The following is an 18,280-nucleotide window of genomic DNA, read 5'->3' as shown; positions in this document are numbered from 1 at the left end:
AGCAGGACGCCCGCGAGGACTCGAGCCCACCGCCGGCGCGGTCGTTCAGCTCTTGGGGTTTCCATGTGGCTCGGTTGACGCGCGCGGCCATCATCGTCGGGAGGGTGGGTGAAGTCGAGGACCGGATGCGACCAGGCGGGCGGGCGCCGGGAGGGCCGGGAACGGGCTTCGCGAGACACGGCGGCCGAGGCGCTCGCTCGTGCGTTCCACCCGTGGGACAGCGTTCACCGTAAAGCGGGAGAACGCCGACGACGCCAGCCCTCGGCCAGCGCCAGTCCCACGAGCGTCACGCCCCACGACAGCAACCCCGGCATCACGCCGGGGACCCGATAGCGCAGCGCCACCTGGTGACGTCCCGCGGGCACGGCGACGGCGCGCACGGCCACATTCGCGGGGAGCAGCCGCGCGGGCGCTCCGTCCACGCTCGCCGTCCATCCCGCCTGGAACGCATCGTTCACGATGAGCACCGCGTCCTCGGATGACTCGACCGCCACCACGAGGTGCTCGGGGGTGTCGCGCTCGATGAGGACCCGCCCTGTCAGCGGCGCGGCACTCGCACTGGGGAGCGGCTCCACGCCACACTCCACCGCGGCCTGGACACCGCGACGGAAGGCCTCCGTGTCCAGGAGCCCGAGCGCGGCCCTCTCATCCGACACGCACCGGGGCTTCGCGACGAAGAGCCGCGGCAGCACGTCGGCATGCTCGACGAGCACCAACTCGAACACCTCGTCCCGCGCGAACACCGCGCCCGGCTTGGGCTCCAGCCTCGCGTAGGACGCGGCCGTGTACACGCTGAACCGCACGCCATAGAGCGGCTCCAGCCGGGTGAAGCGCGCGGGCTCGGTGAGCTGCAGCTCCTTCACCCGAACGCTCACGGCGGGCAGATACGCCCCCCCCGCGCCGATGTGCCACAGCGCCGGGGTGTCCGGCATCAACGCGGCGCGCGACATCAACGCCACGCTGTCCTGGAACTCGAAGCCCTCGAATCGGGGCAACTGGAAGCGCTGGAGGCGGGAGGACACTCGAGGCGTGGAGTCCCCCGTCCGCGCGGCATGCTCACGCACGGCTTCGACGAGCGTGGGCGGACTGTCCAGCAGCTCCTCCGAGCCGAGAATGTAGAGCGGCTCGTTCAGCGTGAAGGCCGCGCCCAGCTGCAGCGCCATCAACACCCCGGCCCGAGGCCACGAGCCCGCGAGCCCCGGCAACACGAGCGCGCACCCCAGCGCGAGGCCCGCCGCGATGAAGCCCGCGTCGCTGAACGCATGCGACAGCGTCTCCAACGTCTCGGCGGGCACCTGCGGCCAACGCGCGACGACGAAGGCGGAGGACCACACCGTCCCCAGCCGCTCGGCGAGGGCCACGGCGAGCAGCCCCACCGACATGCCACCGGCCACCCAGGCCGTCCGACGCGCCCGTGGCTCGGAAGACACCAGGGCCTTCCACCCGAAGCCCGCGAGCAGCGCGAGCCCCAGGGTCAGATGCACGACGAGCTTCTCGGGGTAGCGGAACGGCCGCCACAGCGGCAGCACGTCATGGAGCCACCCGTAGACGGGCAACGCGGCCCCGAGCGCGAGCAGCAGCACCAGCCCCCACACCGCGGCGAACGGCGCCCAGCGTCTCCAGGGGATGAACATCAACCCCGCCACCGCGAGCACCAGCACCGGCACCCCGACGAGCGCCGAGTCCGTCCACAGCGAGGAGAAGCCCCCCGTGCTCAAGAGCGGCTTGACCCACTCCTCGGGGACGGCGCGCTCCACGGCGGGATTGGCGAGGTACGGCCCCAGGACGAACTCCGGCAGTCGCCACGGGTCCAGCGACCAGCGCTGCGCGTCCTCGAGCGAGCTGGCGCCCGGGGCCCCGTGCGCGAACACCGCCATGCCCGCGAACAGCTGCGGCGCGGCCAGTCCCGCGCCCATCGCCACGAGGCCCAGCGCGCGGAGCATCCGGGCACGCGGGCCGCCCTGGCCCGTCACCGCGAGCAGCAACACGAAGGCGTTCGCGAAGGCGTAGCTCCACGTGTCGCCGGCCAGCAGCACGCTGGCGAGCCCGAAGGCGGCCACGGCGGCGCGAGCGGGCGTGGCGACACGCAGGAAGCGCTCGGCGGCCCAGAGCGCCGCGGGCAGCGTGGCGCCCGCCATGAGGTACGCCAGGTTGTTGGTGAGCGACACCAGGTGCCCGCTGAAGGCGAACGCGAGCCCCGCGAAGAACGCGCCGCCCCTCGGCACCTCGTACAGGCGCAGGAGCGCGTAGGTGCCCAGGAGGGCCAGCGGCGGACACGCCAGCACCGTGAGCTTCATCGCCACGCCGGTGGAGAACAGGAGCCCCAGCAGCTGGGACGGATGGAAGGGCGCGGACAGCATGATGCCCGCGAACGACTGCCCCAGCCCGTCGAAGGGATACCAGCCGGGGAAGTCCCCGCTGATGACCCGCTGCGCCCAGTAGCGCCGAAGGGGCGCGTAGACCAGGAGCATGTCTCGCGCGATGAAGACCTGCGCGCTGAAGACGGCCCGGTAGAAGAAGAGACAGGTGAGGCCCAGCGCGCCGCCGATGACGGCCCACGTCGAGCGCGGAATCGGGACTCGGACTCCGGCGGGCTCGGGCGAGGCGGGGGGAGGCATCCAGCGCGGGATTGTTCACCCTCCCCCCGCTCGCGTCCAGCGGCGAAGGCCGCCTCACGGAGGCGGTGCTACGCCGCCGGGCTCAGTTCTCGCGCTCGGCGTCCACGCCGATGATGCAGGAGCACTTCTTGGTGATGGCGTTGCAGCGTCCGGAGAGGGTGCCACCGCACTGGGCGTCGGACGTGCAGGAGCGGCCGGGCGTGCAGGTGCCACAATCCGGGTCCAGCGCGCACACCTCGGAGCAGCAGTTGTCGCGGCCACAGCCACAGGGGATGGGCGTCAGGCGACAGCCATAGGGGTTGCCATTGCACCACACCTGCTCGAGCCCGTCCGGGTCGAGCCAACACTGGCGATTGGTTCCGGAGCACGAGGCCGTCACCCCACTGGCGCACGTCAGGCTCACCGTACAGTCCCCGGCGCCGAGCGCCGACTCCTGCTGCCCCACGCTCTCGGACGCGGGGGTCTCCATCACCGGGGTCTGAGCATCGTTCTGCGCGGGCTCACACCCGGTCAGCAGCATCGCGGCGACAACAAGCAATCCAGCCAGGCTCTTCATGGGAAACCTCTCTCGGTTGATGGATGGGATGACGCGCTCGGGGGAGCGCGGCGGCGAGATATGACAGACGCCACCGCAAGTGAAGACAGTTCTCACCGTCACGTCTTCGCGGCGAACATCAATCCCAATCACACAGGTGCGGGCCGCCCCAATGAGTCACGGACGACCGCGCGTCTTGTATTGCATGGCTGGATTATTCGACGAACGCCGCGAGGTTCTCGAGCGTGGACGACATCCCGACGAGGTGGTCCTCCTGACGGATGCCCTCGGGCACATCCACACAGTGGATGGAGACCTCGGTGCCGGCGCCGACGGGCGTCAACGTCCAGGTCATGGTCATCCGCCCCGCGAAGGCCGGGTCGTCCGACTCGAACTCGAACCGCTGGACGACGCGTGTCTCTGGGACGAGCTCCACGAACTGGCCCTCGACGACATCCTCGTGCGCGGAGCTCTTGCCTGGAACGGCGTGATGCACCTCGTCATACGTGAGCGTCAGCCGGTAGGCCCCGCCGGGGCGCGGCTCGAAGGCCCGCAGGCGCGCCTTCATCCCCTGGGGAGGCAACCACTTCGTGACGGCCTCCGGGTCCAGCAGCGCTTGATAGAGCCTGGCCGGTGGCGCCGCGATGACTCGCGAGACCGAGTCGACCCGCTTCCCCTGTTCGAGCGTGTTCGTCATCAGGGCCCGCAGCTTGGGGCCCTCGCCCGGCCCGGGCAACCCGACGCTCGCCCGAGCCGCCGGACGGGGACGTCAGCCGTGGACCTTCCGACTGTCCGTCGGGGCCTCCTCGCGCCGTGACATGCCGTAGTCGCGCAGGACGCTGGCGACCCGCAGCCGATAGTCCAGGAAGACACCATCGCGGCCCTGCGCCTGCGCCGCGCGATGCGCCTCGAGTCGACGCCAGGCTTCCACCGCCGCCTCGTCCCTCCAGAACGAGAGCGACAACAGGCGACTCGAATCCGAGAGGCTCTGGAAGCGCTCGATGGAGATGAAGCCATCGACCTGGGAGAGCAGCGGCCGCAGCCCCGCGGCCAGGTCCAGGTAGGTCTGCCTCCCCTCCTCGCGAAGCTGGACCTCGAAGATGACGGCGATCATTCGACCTCCTGGGATGTGAGCCGGACCGAGGGAAGCAAGGGCACCCTGCCGTTGAGCAACGGCAGGAAGCGGACGTCCGCGAAGGCCTCGCGATGCAGGGCGAGGTCCGTGGCGAGCAGGACCTCCAAGGCCCCCACCGCCAGGGACTTCGCGAGGACTTCACCCGGACAGCCATGCGCGCCCCAACCGAAGGAGAGCCGCGCGGGCTGCTCGCGATGGATGTCGAAGCGGTGGGGCTCGTGGTGCACCTGCGCGTCTCGATTCGCGGCGGCGAGCACCACCAGGACACACTCCCCCGCGGCGAGCGTGTGGCCTTCGAGGACCGCGTCCTCCGCGAGGTAGCGGCGTGTGTTCTGCACCGGCGGGTCGTAGCGCAGCACCTCGTCGAGCACCTGGGGCAGCAGCGCCGGGCGCGCGGCCACCTCGGCGAACAGCGTGGGCTCCCGCATCAGGGCGCGCAGGGTGTTGCCAATCAACCCCGCCGTCGCGTCATGGGTCTGCACCAGCAGCCCGATGGCGTTGGCGACCACCACGTCGACGAGGCGCTCCGCGTCCACGGCGGAGTCGCCCGGAAGTCCCACCTCCCGCATCAAGAAAGCCAGGGCCCCTCCTTCGCTGCCTCGCGCCGTCTGGGCCTCCAGGGCGGAGCGGACCTCCGCGCGCAGCCGCTCGGCGGCGAGCCCGCCCCGCAGGACCACGTCTTGCTCGGCTCCAGGTGCCAGCCCCTTCACGAGGTCCCCCGTCCACGCCGCCACCTCGGGCAACACCCCAGGGGGCAGCCCCAACAGCCCCCCGATGGAATGGACCGGCCACCAGAACACCCACTCCTGGAGCGAGCACTCGCTCAGCAGTCGTCTCGCGCGGGCACGCGCGTCCACGCCGCGCATCGCCCCCCACCGCTCGATGAGTGCCCCGATCCCCCGGCGCACCACGCCGTGGAACGGACCGTCGTTCATCCGGGCCCACTGGCGGAACAGCGCCCCGGAGGCCAGCTCCCCGAACCCCCGTGGCACCGGCTCCGCGCGAGGTCGGACCAGGCAGACCGGCGATGACAACACCGCGCGGACGCTTCGGGCACTGGAGGCCACCCAGAGCCCCAGGGACGCGTCCCGGTAGAAGGGACGTGTCGCGACGAGCTCGGCATAGAAGGGATACGGGTCGGGGTGGGGCGCGGCGGCGACAGGATGGAGCGGCGTCATGGACGCGCTTCTACGAGTTCCCGCGAGGGCCATGTTTCGACGCGCGCCGAAACGTCGCCGACCTGGGGCCCTGGCGTCCCTTCAGCGATGTAAGGATTCGCACGCAAGGGAACCCGTACGGACCTCCCTGCGCCGGGGCGGTCCCCGCCTGTTCCCGACGCTGCCCTGCGTGGGAAAACCTCTTCCCACCTCCTGGGCAAAGTCCTCTGCGCTCGCGGAAGGGAATTGCCCAGCAAGGGACCCGGCGGCGCCAGGTCGTCCCACCCGGGGGGAGGGAGCCTCGTTGACCGCTCATCATCCCAAGCCCAGGAAGTCCTGGCACATCCGATGAAAACGGCCTCCGTCCGCGTGGGCCTTCATGGCCCCCATTCAAAACAAGACGAGGCGAGCAATGAAGGTGTGGAGCAAGGCATGGACGGGGGCGGCGTGCGCCGCGGTGTTGGGAATGGCGAGCAGCGCCCAGGCGCACGACCTGAGCTGCACCAAGCGCGTCAATGGGCAGGCCGCGGTGACGGCGTCGACGTATCCCTTCACGGCGAACTATTCCTTCGAGGTCACCAATACGCACCCGACGCTGCCGTCGCTCCTGCTGACGGCGTTGGACCCGCTGCTGCTGCTCAAGGGCTTCTCCTTCCCGCAGCTGCCCATCCTGATTCCCGTGGGCGAGAGCATCACCCGGACGCTGTCGGTCGTCCTCGACAGCTTCGATGACTGCGAGACGCTCGCGCTCATCGACGGCAACCTCGACGCGAACTTCGACAACAGCTTCACCGCCACCTTCGACCTGGGCCTGTCCGTGAGCACCGCGCGCGTCACCTGCGGCACGCCCACCCCGGACCTCACGTGCGGCGCGGCGTCGCGCACGCTGGGCTACTACCAGTCGCACCTGGTGCCGCTGACGCTCTGTCTGGTGGGCGGCCCCATCGACCTGGGCCCCGTGGCCAACGTCCTCACCGACATCGGCGTGCAGGGCATCCTCTGGGGCAACCCCGACCAGTACCTGAACGGCACCCCGCGCAACGAGCTGGACCGGGCGCGCTTCCTGCTCGCGCAGCAGATCCTGGTCGCCACGTGCAACCAGCGGCTCTTCGGCAAGGTGGCGCCCGACAACCTGCTGGCGGACGCCCGCGAGTCCATCGCGGGCCTCGCCTGCGGCGGCATGGAGCTGTTCACCAACCGGCTGCGCACCTTCAACGGCTCCTGCGCGCGCGGCCCCTTCCCGCCCCTCTTCATCACGGGCCCCGCCACGCCGCTGGCCGCCCGCGCGCTGGGCATCGACCCCTCCCTGCCGACGCTCGGCGGCTGCGTGCAGTGAGCCGCCCGGTCCGGCCGCCCGACGACACCTCGCTCATGCCGCCAGCGGCACCAGCTTGTGCACCTGCTCCAGCAGGTGGTTGAGCGAGAAGGGCTTCTTGAGGAAGCCCGCCCAGTCGTACTCGGGCGGCCGCACCGACGGGTCGATGGCGCTCATGATGAGCACCGGCAGCCCCGCGAACGCCTCGCGCTGCCGGATGGCCCGCAGGGTCTCGAACCCATTCATCACCGGCATCATCACGTCGATGATGATGAGGTCCGGCCGCACCTCCTCCAGACACTCCAGCGCCTCGCGTCCGTTGGCGCACGTCACCACGCGGTAGCCCTCGTCCTCGAGGATGGACTTCACCGCATCCGCGATGTCCACCTCGTCGTCGACGACCAGCACGGTCCTCATGAGCGCCTCCGAGGCGTGGGCTTGCGCCGGGCCTTCGGCTGGGGCCGCTTGCGCGGCTTCGCGTTCTCACCCATGGGCGCCTTGCGCCGCACGTCCCGCGCGCCGCCCCGCATGATGGCGTGGCCCGTCAGCACCGCCTCCGCGCTCTCGAAGGTGTCCGCCACGGTGATGCCCCGGTCCGTGATGGAGAACTCCCGGATGCCGCTGTCGTACTGGCTCTCCCGCATCTTCATGATGGAGATCAACCGGTACAGCTGTGAGCGCAGCTCCACGTAGCGCAGCAGAATGACGTTCTCCACGTACGCGGTGGCCTCCGGCTGCGGCGCATCGACGCCCGGGGCGAACAGGGCCGTCTCATCCGAGTAGAGCGTGGTGACGTCCAACATCCGCAGCTGGTGGGACAGCGCGGAGAAGAAGCGGCTCATCCGGTCCGGGTAGACGGCCGCGGAGCGGAAGCCCGCGACGCTGTCCACGAAGAGCCGCAGGCGCTTCACCTTCCGCTCGTGGATGCGCTCCAGGAGCCGCTCCGCGAGCGCGTCCATGTTGTGCTCCAGGGGCGGCTGCCACTGGATTTCGATGAGGCCCGCGTCCACGTACTTGCGCAAATCCCCCATGCCCACGCCCTCGGCCTTCTCGATGAGCCGCTGGGACGTCTCATAGAAGCCGAAGTACACCCCGGGCTGCCCCTGGCGCGCGCCCTCGAGCAGGAAGCGCAACCCCAACAGCGTCTTGCCCGTGCCCGGCGCCCCCAACAGCAGCGTGGTGGAGCCCGACAAGAGCCCCCCATGCAGCGACTCGTCCAGCCGGGGCACGCCGAAGGCCATCCGGACGCGCTCCCCCTCCACCCGCTCCACCGGGTCGGAGAACTGCACCTCCGTGCGCGGATGCACGATGACGCCCCGGTCGGAGATCTCCAGCTCGTGCTTGCCCAGCAGCGCCGCGCTGCCCCGGAACTTCAAGGTCAACAGCTCCCGCACCGCCCGGGGCCCCGACAGCCAGAGCGACAGCGCGAAGATGCCGTCCACCGCCGTGGTCTCCGGCAGCAGCTCGGAGGGGTCATGCGGGGACAGCAACAGCGTGGTGCACCCGAGGATGCCGATGAACGTCTGCAGCTCCTGCAGGAAGCGCTTGTACGTCAAATCGCTGCGCGCCAGGTCCTTCGCCACGTCCATGCCATCCAGGATGAGCAGCGTCGCCTGGTGTTGACGGGCCGCGCGCCGCACCAGCTCCAGGAGGCCCTTGAGCCCCTCGGCCTCGAGCTGCCGGAAGCCGCTCAGGTAGTGCAGCTTCTCCGGGATGACGCTCGCATCGAAGAAGGACATCCCCTCCAGGTTCGCGAGCATGCGCGCATGGGACTCCGTGAGCAGCGTCACGTAGAGCACCTTGCCGCCGTGCTGGACGTGCCAGAAGGCAATCTGGTGCGCCAGCAGCGTCTTGCCCGCGCCCGGAGGCCCCAGCACCGCGTACGAGGCGCCCTGGATGAGACCGCCCTTGGTGATGAAGTCGAGCCGGGGGACCCCCGTCTCCAGCCGAGGATGAATCGTCTTCTTCTCGTCGGCACCACCTTCAGAGGACACGACACGCCTCCCTTTCAATCCCTCAGTAGGCCGCCGTCCGATGACGGGGCAGTGACACATGGAACGTGGCCCCCTGGCCCGGCTCGCTCTCGACGCTGAGCGTGCCGCCATGGGCGACGACGATTTCCCGCGCGATGAAGAGCCCCAGGCCCAGGCCGTCCGCGCGGCCCGTGCTCGACGCGCGCTCGAAGCGGTTGAAGATGCGCGCCTGGTCCTGCTTCGCGATGCCGATGCCCTGGTCCGTCACGCTCAGCCACAGCGCGTCCGGGTGCTCCTCCACCGTGAGCCAGATGGGCTTGCTCTCCCCATAACGGAAGGCGTTCGCGAGCAGGTTGCTAATGACCTGCTCCAGCCGGAGCCGGTCGCCCATGAGCAACGCGGGCCCCAGGGGCAGCGCCAGGGACAGCTCGGTGCCCGCCGCGCGGGCGGACATCGCCAACCGCCCGGCCACCTCGCGCGCGGCCTCGGCCAGGTCGAACATCTCGATGTCCAGCCGCAGCTTCCGGCTGCCCACCCGCGACACGTCCAGCAGCGTGTCCAGAAGTTGCTGCAGTCGCACCATCTGCCGGAGCGCGGGCGTGGTGCTCGCCTCCACGGTGCGCCGGGCCACCGTGTCACCGGGAACCCGGGTGAGGTGGTGCACCAGCCGCTCCAGGTTGAGCCGCAGCGCCGTCAGCGGCGTCCTCAGCTCGTGCGCCGCGATGGACAGGAACTCGTCGCGGGCGTGCACGGCCGCCTGGGCGCGGGACTGCAGGCGCAAGAGCGCCTCCACGTTCGCGAGCAGCTCGTCATCCCCCAGGGGGGTGGTCCAGTAGGCATCTGCTCCCTGCGCCAGCCCGCGCAGCCGGTCCTCGCGGCTGACGGAGACGGCGGACAGGTGTGCAATCAAGAGGTCGCGCGTCTCCTCCCGCCCCCGCAGACGTCGGCAGACCTCATACCCGTCGACGTCCGGCAGGTGGACATCCAGCAACACCATGTCGGGGCGCCCGCCCGCCAGCCGGAGCGCCTCCATCCCGCTGGTCGCCTCCACCACGTGGTAGCCGGCCACCGTGAGGATGCGGCTCGTGAGGTAGAGGACCGCGGGCGTGTCGTTGACGTTGAGGATGGTGGCGCGCGCGCGTTCCTCATCCTTCGGTCGTCCCAGGGATTCGGCGCGGGGCTCCATTCCGGGAAGATGGTGTCGGAACCACCCGAACGAAAAGCCCCGACGCACGCCGTCAGGTCAGGAAGACTGTGCGCTGGCTGACACTGCGGCCGCCCCCCGAAGCCTGACGCGCGGGGGGCGGCGAGCCGGCTACAGCCGGGCCTCCAGCGTGGCCATGACGGTCCGCTGGTCCACGGTGAAGACGTCCCGCTGCGGCAGCTCCGCCATCTGCTGCCAGCGCACCGCGTGGCGCGAGGTGGCCGAGCCCAACAGGTCGTACCCGTGCAACCCCACCCGGACCTCCTTCGTGACGTCCACGAGCACGCCCGCGTTCCACTTGACGATGGGCGCCGTCGCCACGTCGAGGTAGTTGTACCCGAGCGCCTGGTCCGCGGCGTAGAGGTCCTCCCGACCCCGCAGGCCCCAGAACACGCGCGCGCTGGTGTGGAACGTCAGCCCCGACAGGGGCGTGACGGTGAGCCACAGCTTGCTGGTGTGCGTGGCCAGGTTGAGGAAGTCCTTGCCGTTGCGGGTGACCTGGTCGTTGAGGGGGCTGACGGTGACTTCGCGCGTCTCACCCGGGAGCTCCTCGAGCCCGAAGGTGCCGTCGCCCCGGTCCACCGCCGCGTAGGCCGGCACGGTGATGGTGGTGTTGTTGGGGCGCTTGCCCACCAGCCGCTGGAACACGTGCGAGCCGCCCGCCTGGACCATGCGCCAGCCCCAGTGCGCGGACAGCTCCGCGGACACGAAGTTGTAGGGCGCCGCGTTGATGGGCCGGAACAGCGCCTGGTTCCAGGCGATGAGGTTGAAGACGCGGTTGAAGGAGACGCTCGGCAGGAGCGTGACGCCCAGGGGCAGGCGGTGGGCGCTGGCCAGCTCCGCCGACAGCGTCTGCTCGGGCTTGAGCGAGTGCAGGTCCGCCAGCGTCTGCGCGGGCACCTGGTTGCTCAGGGCGTTGGTCTCGTCCAGCAGGTGCGCGCCCGTCTGGAGCACGCCGGCGTTGGAGTAGTGCTTCGCGCTCCACTCGTAGGTGTCCGCGCTGCCGGTGTTGGCGGAGCTCTGGACGATGAGCTTCACGCTGTCCGTCTCCGTCGGGGTGAAGACCACCGCGCCCTTGGGGCTGAGCACCAGGTCCGTGCGCGAGTGCTTCATGGCCCGCAGGCCCGCCACCAGCGCCAGGTTGGGCGTCAGGTTGTACTGGTTCTCGGTGAAGGCGGCGAGCGTCAGGTAGTTCACCCCAGCGAGCGCCGGGTGGGTGTCCGGACCGGAGAAGTTGCGCCCCGCCAGGTCCGCGCCGATGTCGTCGACGCGCGCGTCGATGCCCACCACGCTCTCCAGCTTGTCGACGCGCCGCAGGTGGTACAGCAGGCTGCCGCCATAGCGCCGCTCACCCATGGTGCCCTGGATGCCGCCGGCCGGCGTGGCGTTGGAGCCCGCGACGCCGTAGCCCTCGCGCCGCTCGATGAGCGTCTGGTTGGTCGTCCCGCTCACCGTCAGCCGCCCCTGCAGGGTGTCCTCGCCGAACTGGCGCGAGTAGCTGGCGTCCGCGAAGACGTTGTCCATCCGGAACACCCGGCGGCCGTTGTCCCACGTCTCCGCGTGGCGCAGCGGGTGGTCCGGGGTGATGACCTCACCGTCCACCACCGTGCCGGGCACGTCGTCCGCCGGCGAGCCCGCGATGCCGGGGAACGGGTCCACCAGGAAGTAGGGCCCCGCCGAAATCTGCTGACGCGTGAAGCGCGCGTAGAAGCGGAAGTTGCCCTGGCGGTAGTCGGCGCTGACCCGCAGGTTGCCGGGCGTGGACCAGGGGCTGCCATCCGTGGCGTAGCCGGACATGGACGGCGCGCTGGCGTTGGGCCAGGAGTTGTTGCCGTACACGCGGCCGGAGCGCAGGCCGTAGCCCTCCGCGTCGCGCCCGCCCACCGACAGCGTGAGGTCCCCCCCCGAGAACAGCCGCACGTTGGAGAGCACCTCCAACTGCCGCGCGTGCCCCAGGCCGTAGCCCACCTTCACGGACATGGAGTTCGTCGTGGGCGTGCGCGTGACGACGTTCACCACGCCGGCAATCGCGCCCGAGCCGTACACCAGGCCCGCCGGGCCCCGGAGCACCTCCACGTGGCTGATGTCCCCGAGCAGCCCCAGCTCCACCTCCGTCGAGGCGCCGTCGCGGCTCTCCGTGTTCTGCTTCACGCCGTTGATACAGAAGATGATCTTCGTGTTCCGGTCCGGGGCGACACCGCGCATCCCCCACACCACGCCGTTCCACTTGTTCACCATGGTCTGGAACCCGGGAACGAAGACTTCCAGCAACTCACCGAGATGCCGGGCCCCCGAGGCCTCGATTTGATTGCGCTGGATGATGTCGACGCTCACGGGCGAGCGGCGCAGGTCCAGCTCCAGGAAGGAGCCCGTCGCCACCTTCGTCTCGAGCAGGTTCTCCAGGGACAGGCTCTCCAGGTCCGTGGCCACCGAGCCACCGGCTTCCTGGGCGCTCGCGGACAGCGGAGCCCCCACGAGAACCACCGCGGAAACTGCTCCGTGCCATCGTCGGCTTCTCACTGATGTCTTCATTTGGGTGTCTTCCCTGTTCCAGGCGGACTCAGGTGGGGAGACCCCGGACGTTGCAAGTGATAGACCGCGTGCGCCCTGGCGCGGCGAACCTGAGACACTGCCTGGCGACAGGCGTCTGTGAATGTCACTCATAGACTGCGTGGCGCGCGAACATGTCTCAGTGTTCCGGTGGGCGACCAAACCCATACGCTGAGTCAGGGCGGGCTCGGGAACCAGGGCCTGGTCACACGCCTGTCACGGGGGACGCCCGCTCGCCTCTCGGCGCCCTCTTCCCCCGGGTCGACCTCTACCGTTGGGGTGACAAAAACCGTCAAGGAGACGCCAGGCGACCTGCACGGAGCATGCGCGGCATTCCTGCCAAAACACCATGAAGCGGCGGCTTGTTCAAGACCTCCGGGGCTGTCTTGGCGGCCTGCGGGCGGGAATACCCATTGCATAAAGTTCCAGTGGCATCCACGCCGTCACGCATCGGGTTTGTCTTTGGGAGCATGAATTGAGGTCTTTCGTCCAGCGCCGCTCCCTGCGAGTGAAGTTCGTGGGTCTGGTAGCAACCCTGTTGGCGGCCATCTCGCTGTTCCTGCTCGCCTTCTTTCCCTCTCAACTCAATACATTGGCGCGGCGCTCCCTGGAGGACCGGGCGTCGGGCATCGCGACGGTGCTGTCGTCGGCCATGGCGCCGGCGCTCGACTTCGATGACGTGGCGCGCGTGGAGGAACTGCTGGCGGGGCTGGACAAGGCCCCGGGCGCGGCGTTCGCGGTGGTGCTGCACGCGGACGGCTCGCGCATGGGGGCCTGGAGGCCGGAGGCGGTGCCGCCCACCACCGAGCTGTCCCTGCCGGAGGGGCGCGAGGCGCTCACGTCGGCGGCGGCGGGCAACCTCATCCACACCGCGCTGCGCGTGGAGGGGCGCACCGGAGGGTCGGGCATCATGGTGCTGGGCTTCCGGATGGACGAGCTCCAGGAGCAGCAGACCCACAACCTGGTGGTGGTGGGCGGGGTGTCCGCGCTGCTGTTCCTCGTGGGCCTGGGGCTGACGTTCCTGGTGAGCACCCGGGTGGTGGGGCCGGTGGACCGGCTGCGGCAGGTGGCCGAGCACATCGCGAAGGGAGACCTGGTGGAGGCCGAGCAGACGCTGGGCGGAGAGGAGGCGGTGCGGCGACAGGCCGAGGTCTTCTCCACGGGTCAGCGGCACCTGGAGGTGGACGAGCTGGGCCGGCTGGAGGGGGCGTTCGCGCTGATGCTCACGCTCTTGCGGCAGAGCACGCGGACCTTGCAGGACGCGGCGCGGCGGCTGTCGGAGTCCACGGACCTGCTCAACATCGCTGGCGAGGACCAGGCGGCGGTGGTGCGCGAGCAGGTGGCGACCATCCAGGCCACGCAGGCCTCCACGCACGAGCTGAAGCTGACGGCGCAGATGGCGGCCGAGCGCGCGAAGGCGGTGCTGGACGTGGCGACGCGGGCGGACGCCGCGGGCATCGACGGAGAGCGCAGCATCGCGGCGAGCCTGGAGGGGCTGGAGGACATCCACCTGCAGGTGGACCAGCTGGCCGCGCGCATCCGCGAGCTGGGCGAGCACGCGATGCGGGTGGGTAAAATCACCTCCACCGTCAAGGACCTGGCGGACCAGTCCAACATGCTGGCGCTCAACGCCTCCATCGAGGCGGCGCGGGCGGGCGAGCATGGCCGGGGCTTCTCCGTCGTCGCGCGCGAGGTGCGAAGCCTCGCCGACCAGTCCATCCAGCGCACGGTGGAGGTGCGCGGGCTGGTGGACGGCATCCTCCAGTCGATGCGCTCGGCGGTGAGCCTCAGCGAGAGCGGCGCGACGCAGGTGACGCAGGGGCTGGCCAGCGTGCAGTCCTCGGGGGACCGGCTCAGGGAGCTGGCGGCCATCGTCCGGGACAACCGGGGGGCGGTGGAGCAGATCGCCAGCGCCGTCTCGCAACAGAACACGGGCATCGCCCACATCTTCTCGGCCATCGACATCCTGGTCCGGCAGACGGACCAGAGCGTCGCGAGGTTGGAGACCACCGGGCGCGCCATCGGCGTGGTCCGGGATGTCTCCTCCACCGTGCTGACGGTCGCCAACCAGTATCGCATCTGAACCTCACGACTCGACCGACCATGAATTCCTTCTTCTCGAAGTGCCGCCGCTCCCTCACCTCGGGGCGGGCCCGTTGGTGGCCCCTGCTCGGGGTGCTGTTGCTGGAGGGGTCCGCCGGGGCGCAGTCCCCGGACCGACAGGCCGTCATCGCGCTGCGCTCGCTGGCCTACGACAACAACCTGGCCAAGCGGGCGGGTGACGAGCTGCTGGTGACGGTGCTCTATCGGCCGGACGTCCCGGCCTCCGCGGAGCGCTCGCTCCGGCTCGTCGAGGCGCTGACGAAGCTGGGCACCATGAAGGTACAGGGCCTGCCGCTCAGGGCCCAACGGATGGCCTGGACGGGGCTGCCCGCGCTGCGCTCCTCGGTGGAGGCGCAGGGCGTGGACGTGCTCTTCCTGTGTGACGGGCTGGAGGCGGAGCTGGGCGCGCTCACCGCGTACAGCCGTCAGGAGAAGCTGCTCACCGTCTCGGGTGTCCCCGGCGCCGTGGAGAAGGGCGTGTCGCTGGGCGTCTTCCTCACCGGGGACCGCTACACCATCGGGGTGAACCTCCCGGCGAGCTCGGCGGAGGGCGCTTCATTCAGCAGCGACCTGCTGCGCCTGGCCACCACGCTGATTCGCTGAGGGGGCGGCCGGAGCGGAGGGCGTTCCAAGGCGCCCTCCGTTCCGGTGCGGGTCATGCGCCGCTCACGTCAGGCCTGAAGGCTCCGCGTGTCACGCGCGGCCCAGGACGATGACGATGAAGCGGCGCCGGGGTGCGCCCCGAGGGTGCTCGACCTGCGTGCGGGCGTCGATCTGCGTGCGCGCGAAGGGCAGCGGCTTGGGGACGGTGAGGGAGGAGGTCTCGAAGCTCGCGCCGACCCGCGCGACCTCCTGGCCGTCCTTGCCGACGAGCCCCACGGTGCCAGCGTAGGTGCCCACCCGGATGTCCTTGTCGTTCGCGCGAGCGTTCAGCGTGGAGTGGCCGGCGGGGATACCGAGCTGGGGCGCGTCCAGGTAGACGAAGCCCAGGGGCTGAGCCCGTTGCTCATCCAAGCCAGCAAAGCCAGACGGAAGCATCCACTCCCAGGACATGCGGGAGAGACATTCCCGCCCAGCAGATGAGCCCACGCCCGCTTTGACCACCGTCTGCGTGTCTCGCGCCAATGCAGCGCGGGCTCGACGGTGTCAGCGAGGTATTGTGGGTTCCGGCCGTGCGGGGCGTGCACGGCCTGGGCTGCCGACGACGACAAGGAGCGCCCGAGTCCACCAGCAACGCCTCCCACCACGGGAGGGGTCGGTCACGCTCCACTCCTGGCGAGGTATATGACGGGGGAAAAGGCTTCGGTAGAGCCTGGAGGATGCACGACTTCCTCCTCGTCTCCTCGATGCTCCTCGCGGTCTTTCTCTCGGGCTGTGGACCGTTCAGCTTGAACTGTCGCGATACGAATTGCAGTGACTATCCCACCCAGAAGGCCGCGCAGCTGGCCTTTGAGGCCGACCCGGCGTGCCACGCGGACCTCGACGCGGACCACGATGGCATGGCGTGCGAGGAGAACACCGGCGACGAGGCCCATTGAGCTTCGGCGTGTGATGGCTCAGGCAGGAACCGGGATGACTGCTTCGCGGACGCCTCCTACCGCGGCTGGGCCGTGGGCAGGGGGCGGCGACCGGTCGCCCCTGTGATGCCCTCCGCGTCGCGAGGTTCTCCCTCCCAGACTATGCTCTGAGGCCATGAGCCCTCCTGCCGTGAATGAGGCCAAGGCGTCGTCGGGTGCGACGGGTGGGAGCTATTCGCGGCGGGTGGGGTTGTTCTCGGGGGTGATGCTCGTCATCGGCGGCATCATCGGCTCGGGCATCTTCCTCAACCCGGCCATCGTCGCCCAACGCGTGCACACCCCTGGGCTCACATTGGGGGCGTGGCTGCTCGGCGGCGGCGTGGCGCTCATCGGGGCGTTCATCTACGGCGAGCTGGGGCAGCGCATCCCCAAGGCGGGTGGCAGCTACGTCTACCTGCGCGACGCCTTCGGCGAGCTGCCCGCGTTCCTCAACGCCTGGGGTCTGTTGTTGATGATTGCCACGGGCGCCATCGCCGCGGTGGCGGTGACGTTCGCCAACTACACGCTGGCGTGGACGGGGCTGCCGGCGGACTACCGGCTGCCGCTGGCCATCGGCGCCATCGTCCTGTTGTCGGGCATCAACTACTTCGGGGTGCGGCCGGGGGCGCTCACGCAGAACGTCTTCACGGTGCTCAAGCTGGTGGCGCTCGCGGTGCTCGTGGGCGCGGGGCTCCTGCTGTCGGGAGCGACGCCGGTGCAGACGGTGGCGACCGAGCCGCCGGACTCCATCGTGCTGGCGCTGGGCGCTGCGTTGGTGCCGGTGCTCTTCAGCTATGGGGGCTGGCAGCAGACCAACTTCGTGGCGGAGGAGTTGGTGGACCCGGAGCGCAACCTGCCTCGTGCGCTGTTGCTGGGGGTCATCGGCGTGGTGGGGGTGTACCTGCTCGCGAACCTCACCTACCTGCGCACGCTCGGCGCAGGGGGACTGGCGGCGAGCTCCGCGCCGGCGGCGGACGCACTGGGACAGCTCTTGGGCCCGGCGGGCCGCACGTTCATCACGGCGGGCGTGGCGCTCTCCACGTTCGGCTTCCTCAACCTGGTCATCCTGGTGTCGCCGCGCGTGTACCAGGCGATGGCGGCGGATGGGTTGTTCTTCCCGTGGATGGCCCGGTTGCATCCGCGCCACCACACGCCGGCGGCGGCCATCGTCTTCCAGGCGGCGTGGGCCATCCTCCTGACGGGCACGGGGACCTACGGCGAGCTGCTCGACTACGTGGTGTTCGCGGACTGGCTCGTCTTTGGCGCCACGGCGGCCACGCTCTTCGTCTACCGCGCCCGGGAGAAGCGGGGACAGACGCCCCGCGTGTCCTACCGGGTGCCAGGGTATCCCGTCACGCCACTGCTCTTCATCGCGGCGGCGCTCTACGTCGTGGTGGGCTCCACGACGTCCAATCCTCTCAACGCGCTCAAGGGAACCCTCCTGCTCGGCGCGGGCATCCCCGTCTTCCTCTACTGGCGCCGACGAAGAGAGGGACAGGCGAAGGCGCCAGTCCCCCAGGCCGGAGTCGTGGGCGAACCCTGAGCCATTCCCTCATCCCCGAGGGGCGGTCACCTGCTCGAACGACACACCCAGGTCCCCAACCTGCTCGAGCGCGGTCTTCGTGCCCTCCGAAACGATGAGCGCGGTCTTGAACTTCTTCAGGCGAAAGACACGCGCTCCCTCGGTCTTCACGGGGTCGATGAGCAGACCGTTGATCCAACGGAACTGTCCTGCGTTCTCGGGAAAGGACTCGTCTTCGGCATAGCGCTGGAGCTCTCTGCTCCCGACCTCGTCGATGCAGTCGGAGAGCCTGGTTGCGTTGACGATGTAGAACCGTTCGGAGTCGCCCTCCACCGTCGCCGGAAACAGCTGAACGTCGTCGGGAGCATGCGCCCTGAAGGCGTTCGCAACCGCTTCGCTGACGACAGGCGTCCGTTCGACTCCAGCAAACACGAAGGTGCGTTTGCGCCCTGGGTTCCTGACCCGGACCTTGATGGCTCCAGGGTCCGGAAGGCGAAGGCCCTCTCCAAACATCCACGGCTCCGCGAAAGCACCACCCGACGCAGGCACGGGGGTCGTGAGGTACCACTGGGGCACGCCAGCGATGTTCACCCAATAGAAGTTCCGATCCAC

The 18,280-nt window shown here is 69.8% G+C and carries 16 protein-coding genes; 5 read left to right on the top strand and 11 right to left on the bottom strand.

Annotated features, from left to right (window positions below; genetic code table 11):
* Nucleotides 1-224: 224 nt before the first annotated feature.
* From LXT21_RS20765 to LXT21_RS20745, 5 genes are all read right to left on the bottom strand, one after another.
* On the bottom strand, nucleotides 225-2,618 hold the full coding sequence (locus LXT21_RS20765) for a hypothetical protein (RefSeq protein ID WP_254039879.1): 2,394 nt from the start codon (nucleotides 2,616-2,618) through the stop codon (nucleotides 225-227).
* 82 nt (nucleotides 2,619-2,700) lie between these two features.
* Nucleotides 2,701-3,174 (bottom strand): hypothetical protein, encoded by a 474-nt coding sequence (locus LXT21_RS20760; RefSeq protein ID WP_254039878.1) that lies wholly within the window; start codon nucleotides 3,172-3,174, stop codon nucleotides 2,701-2,703.
* 193 nt (nucleotides 3,175-3,367) lie between these two features.
* The gene (locus tag LXT21_RS20755) at nucleotides 3,368-3,889 is read right to left on the bottom strand and encodes an SRPBCC family protein (protein WP_254039877.1); all 522 of its coding nucleotides are present in this window, start codon (nucleotides 3,887-3,889) and stop codon (nucleotides 3,368-3,370) included.
* Between the two features lie 33 nt (nucleotides 3,890-3,922).
* Entirely contained in the window at nucleotides 3,923-4,267 is a 345-nt protein-coding gene (locus tag LXT21_RS20750) for an antibiotic biosynthesis monooxygenase family protein (protein WP_254039876.1), read from the bottom strand.
* Entirely contained in the window at nucleotides 4,264-5,466 is a 1,203-nt protein-coding gene (locus LXT21_RS20745; protein ID WP_254039875.1) for a cytochrome P450, read from the bottom strand. Before LXT21_RS20745 ends, LXT21_RS20750 begins: the two co-directional genes overlap by 4 nt.
* Nucleotides 5,467-5,857: 391 nt before the next feature.
* Between LXT21_RS20745 and LXT21_RS20740 the strand changes: the two genes are divergently transcribed.
* Nucleotides 5,858-6,781, top strand: a complete 924-nt coding sequence (locus LXT21_RS20740) for a hypothetical protein (protein WP_254039874.1) — start codon at nucleotides 5,858-5,860, stop codon at nucleotides 6,779-6,781.
* A 33-nt stretch (nucleotides 6,782-6,814) separates the two neighbouring features.
* On the opposite strand, the gene LXT21_RS20735 is transcribed toward LXT21_RS20740, so the two are convergent.
* The 4 genes from LXT21_RS20735 to LXT21_RS20720 all read right to left on the bottom strand — a co-directional run bounded on the left by LXT21_RS20735 (nucleotide 6,815) and on the right by LXT21_RS20720 (nucleotide 12,412).
* Nucleotides 6,815-7,177: a response regulator gene (locus LXT21_RS20735; protein WP_254039873.1), complete on the bottom strand. Its 363-nt coding sequence runs from the start codon at nucleotides 7,175-7,177 to the stop codon at nucleotides 6,815-6,817.
* On the bottom strand, nucleotides 7,174-8,754 hold the full coding sequence (locus LXT21_RS20730) for an ATPase domain-containing protein (RefSeq protein ID WP_254039872.1): 1,581 nt from the start codon (nucleotides 8,752-8,754) through the stop codon (nucleotides 7,174-7,176). Before LXT21_RS20730 ends, LXT21_RS20735 begins: the two co-directional genes overlap by 4 nt.
* Nucleotides 8,755-8,776: 22 nt before the next feature.
* The gene (locus LXT21_RS20725; protein WP_254039871.1) at nucleotides 8,777-9,919 is read right to left on the bottom strand and encodes a hybrid sensor histidine kinase/response regulator; all 1,143 of its coding nucleotides are present in this window, start codon (nucleotides 9,917-9,919) and stop codon (nucleotides 8,777-8,779) included.
* A 129-nt stretch (nucleotides 9,920-10,048) separates the two neighbouring features.
* The gene (locus LXT21_RS20720) at nucleotides 10,049-12,412 is read right to left on the bottom strand and encodes a TonB-dependent receptor plug domain-containing protein (protein WP_254039870.1); all 2,364 of its coding nucleotides are present in this window, start codon (nucleotides 12,410-12,412) and stop codon (nucleotides 10,049-10,051) included.
* 550 nt (nucleotides 12,413-12,962) lie between these two features.
* On the opposite strand from LXT21_RS20720, the gene LXT21_RS45215 reads away from it, so the two are divergent.
* Both LXT21_RS45215 and LXT21_RS20700 read left to right on the top strand, forming a co-directional pair.
* Nucleotides 12,963-14,570, top strand: a complete 1,608-nt coding sequence (locus LXT21_RS45215) for a methyl-accepting chemotaxis protein (RefSeq protein WP_267145418.1) — start codon at nucleotides 12,963-12,965, stop codon at nucleotides 14,568-14,570.
* A 20-nt stretch (nucleotides 14,571-14,590) separates the two neighbouring features.
* A complete protein-coding gene (locus LXT21_RS20700) occupies nucleotides 14,591-15,193 on the top strand; it encodes a YfiR family protein (RefSeq protein ID WP_254039869.1) in 603 nt (200 codons plus the stop codon).
* Between the two features lie 90 nt (nucleotides 15,194-15,283).
* On the opposite strand, the gene LXT21_RS20695 is transcribed toward LXT21_RS20700, so the two are convergent.
* Nucleotides 15,284-15,604, bottom strand: a complete 321-nt coding sequence (locus tag LXT21_RS20695; protein WP_254039868.1) for a hypothetical protein — start codon at nucleotides 15,602-15,604, stop codon at nucleotides 15,284-15,286.
* 305 nt (nucleotides 15,605-15,909) lie between these two features.
* Between LXT21_RS20695 and LXT21_RS20690 the strand changes: the two genes are divergently transcribed.
* Entirely contained in the window at nucleotides 15,910-16,128 is a 219-nt protein-coding gene (locus tag LXT21_RS20690) for an excalibur calcium-binding domain-containing protein (protein ID WP_254039867.1), read from the top strand.
* Nucleotides 16,129-16,297: 169 nt separating this feature from the next.
* Nucleotides 16,298-17,689, top strand: a complete 1,392-nt coding sequence (locus tag LXT21_RS20685) for an APC family permease (protein WP_254039866.1) — start codon at nucleotides 16,298-16,300, stop codon at nucleotides 17,687-17,689.
* Nucleotides 17,690-17,698: 9 nt separating this feature from the next.
* Here the strand turns inward: LXT21_RS20685 and LXT21_RS20680 are convergent, their stop codons facing one another.
* Nucleotides 17,699-18,280 carry an imm11 family protein gene (locus LXT21_RS20680; protein ID WP_254039865.1) on the bottom strand — a complete coding sequence of 194 codons (582 nt, stop codon included), beginning with the start codon at nucleotides 18,278-18,280 and terminating at the stop codon, nucleotides 17,699-17,701.

This window comes from Myxococcus guangdongensis, from assembly GCF_024198255.1.
Lineage (GTDB): Bacteria > Myxococcota > Myxococcia > Myxococcales > Myxococcaceae > Myxococcus > Myxococcus guangdongensis.
Note: the sequence above shows the minus strand (reverse complement) of the source record. Positions and strands in the feature narration are given on the sequence as shown.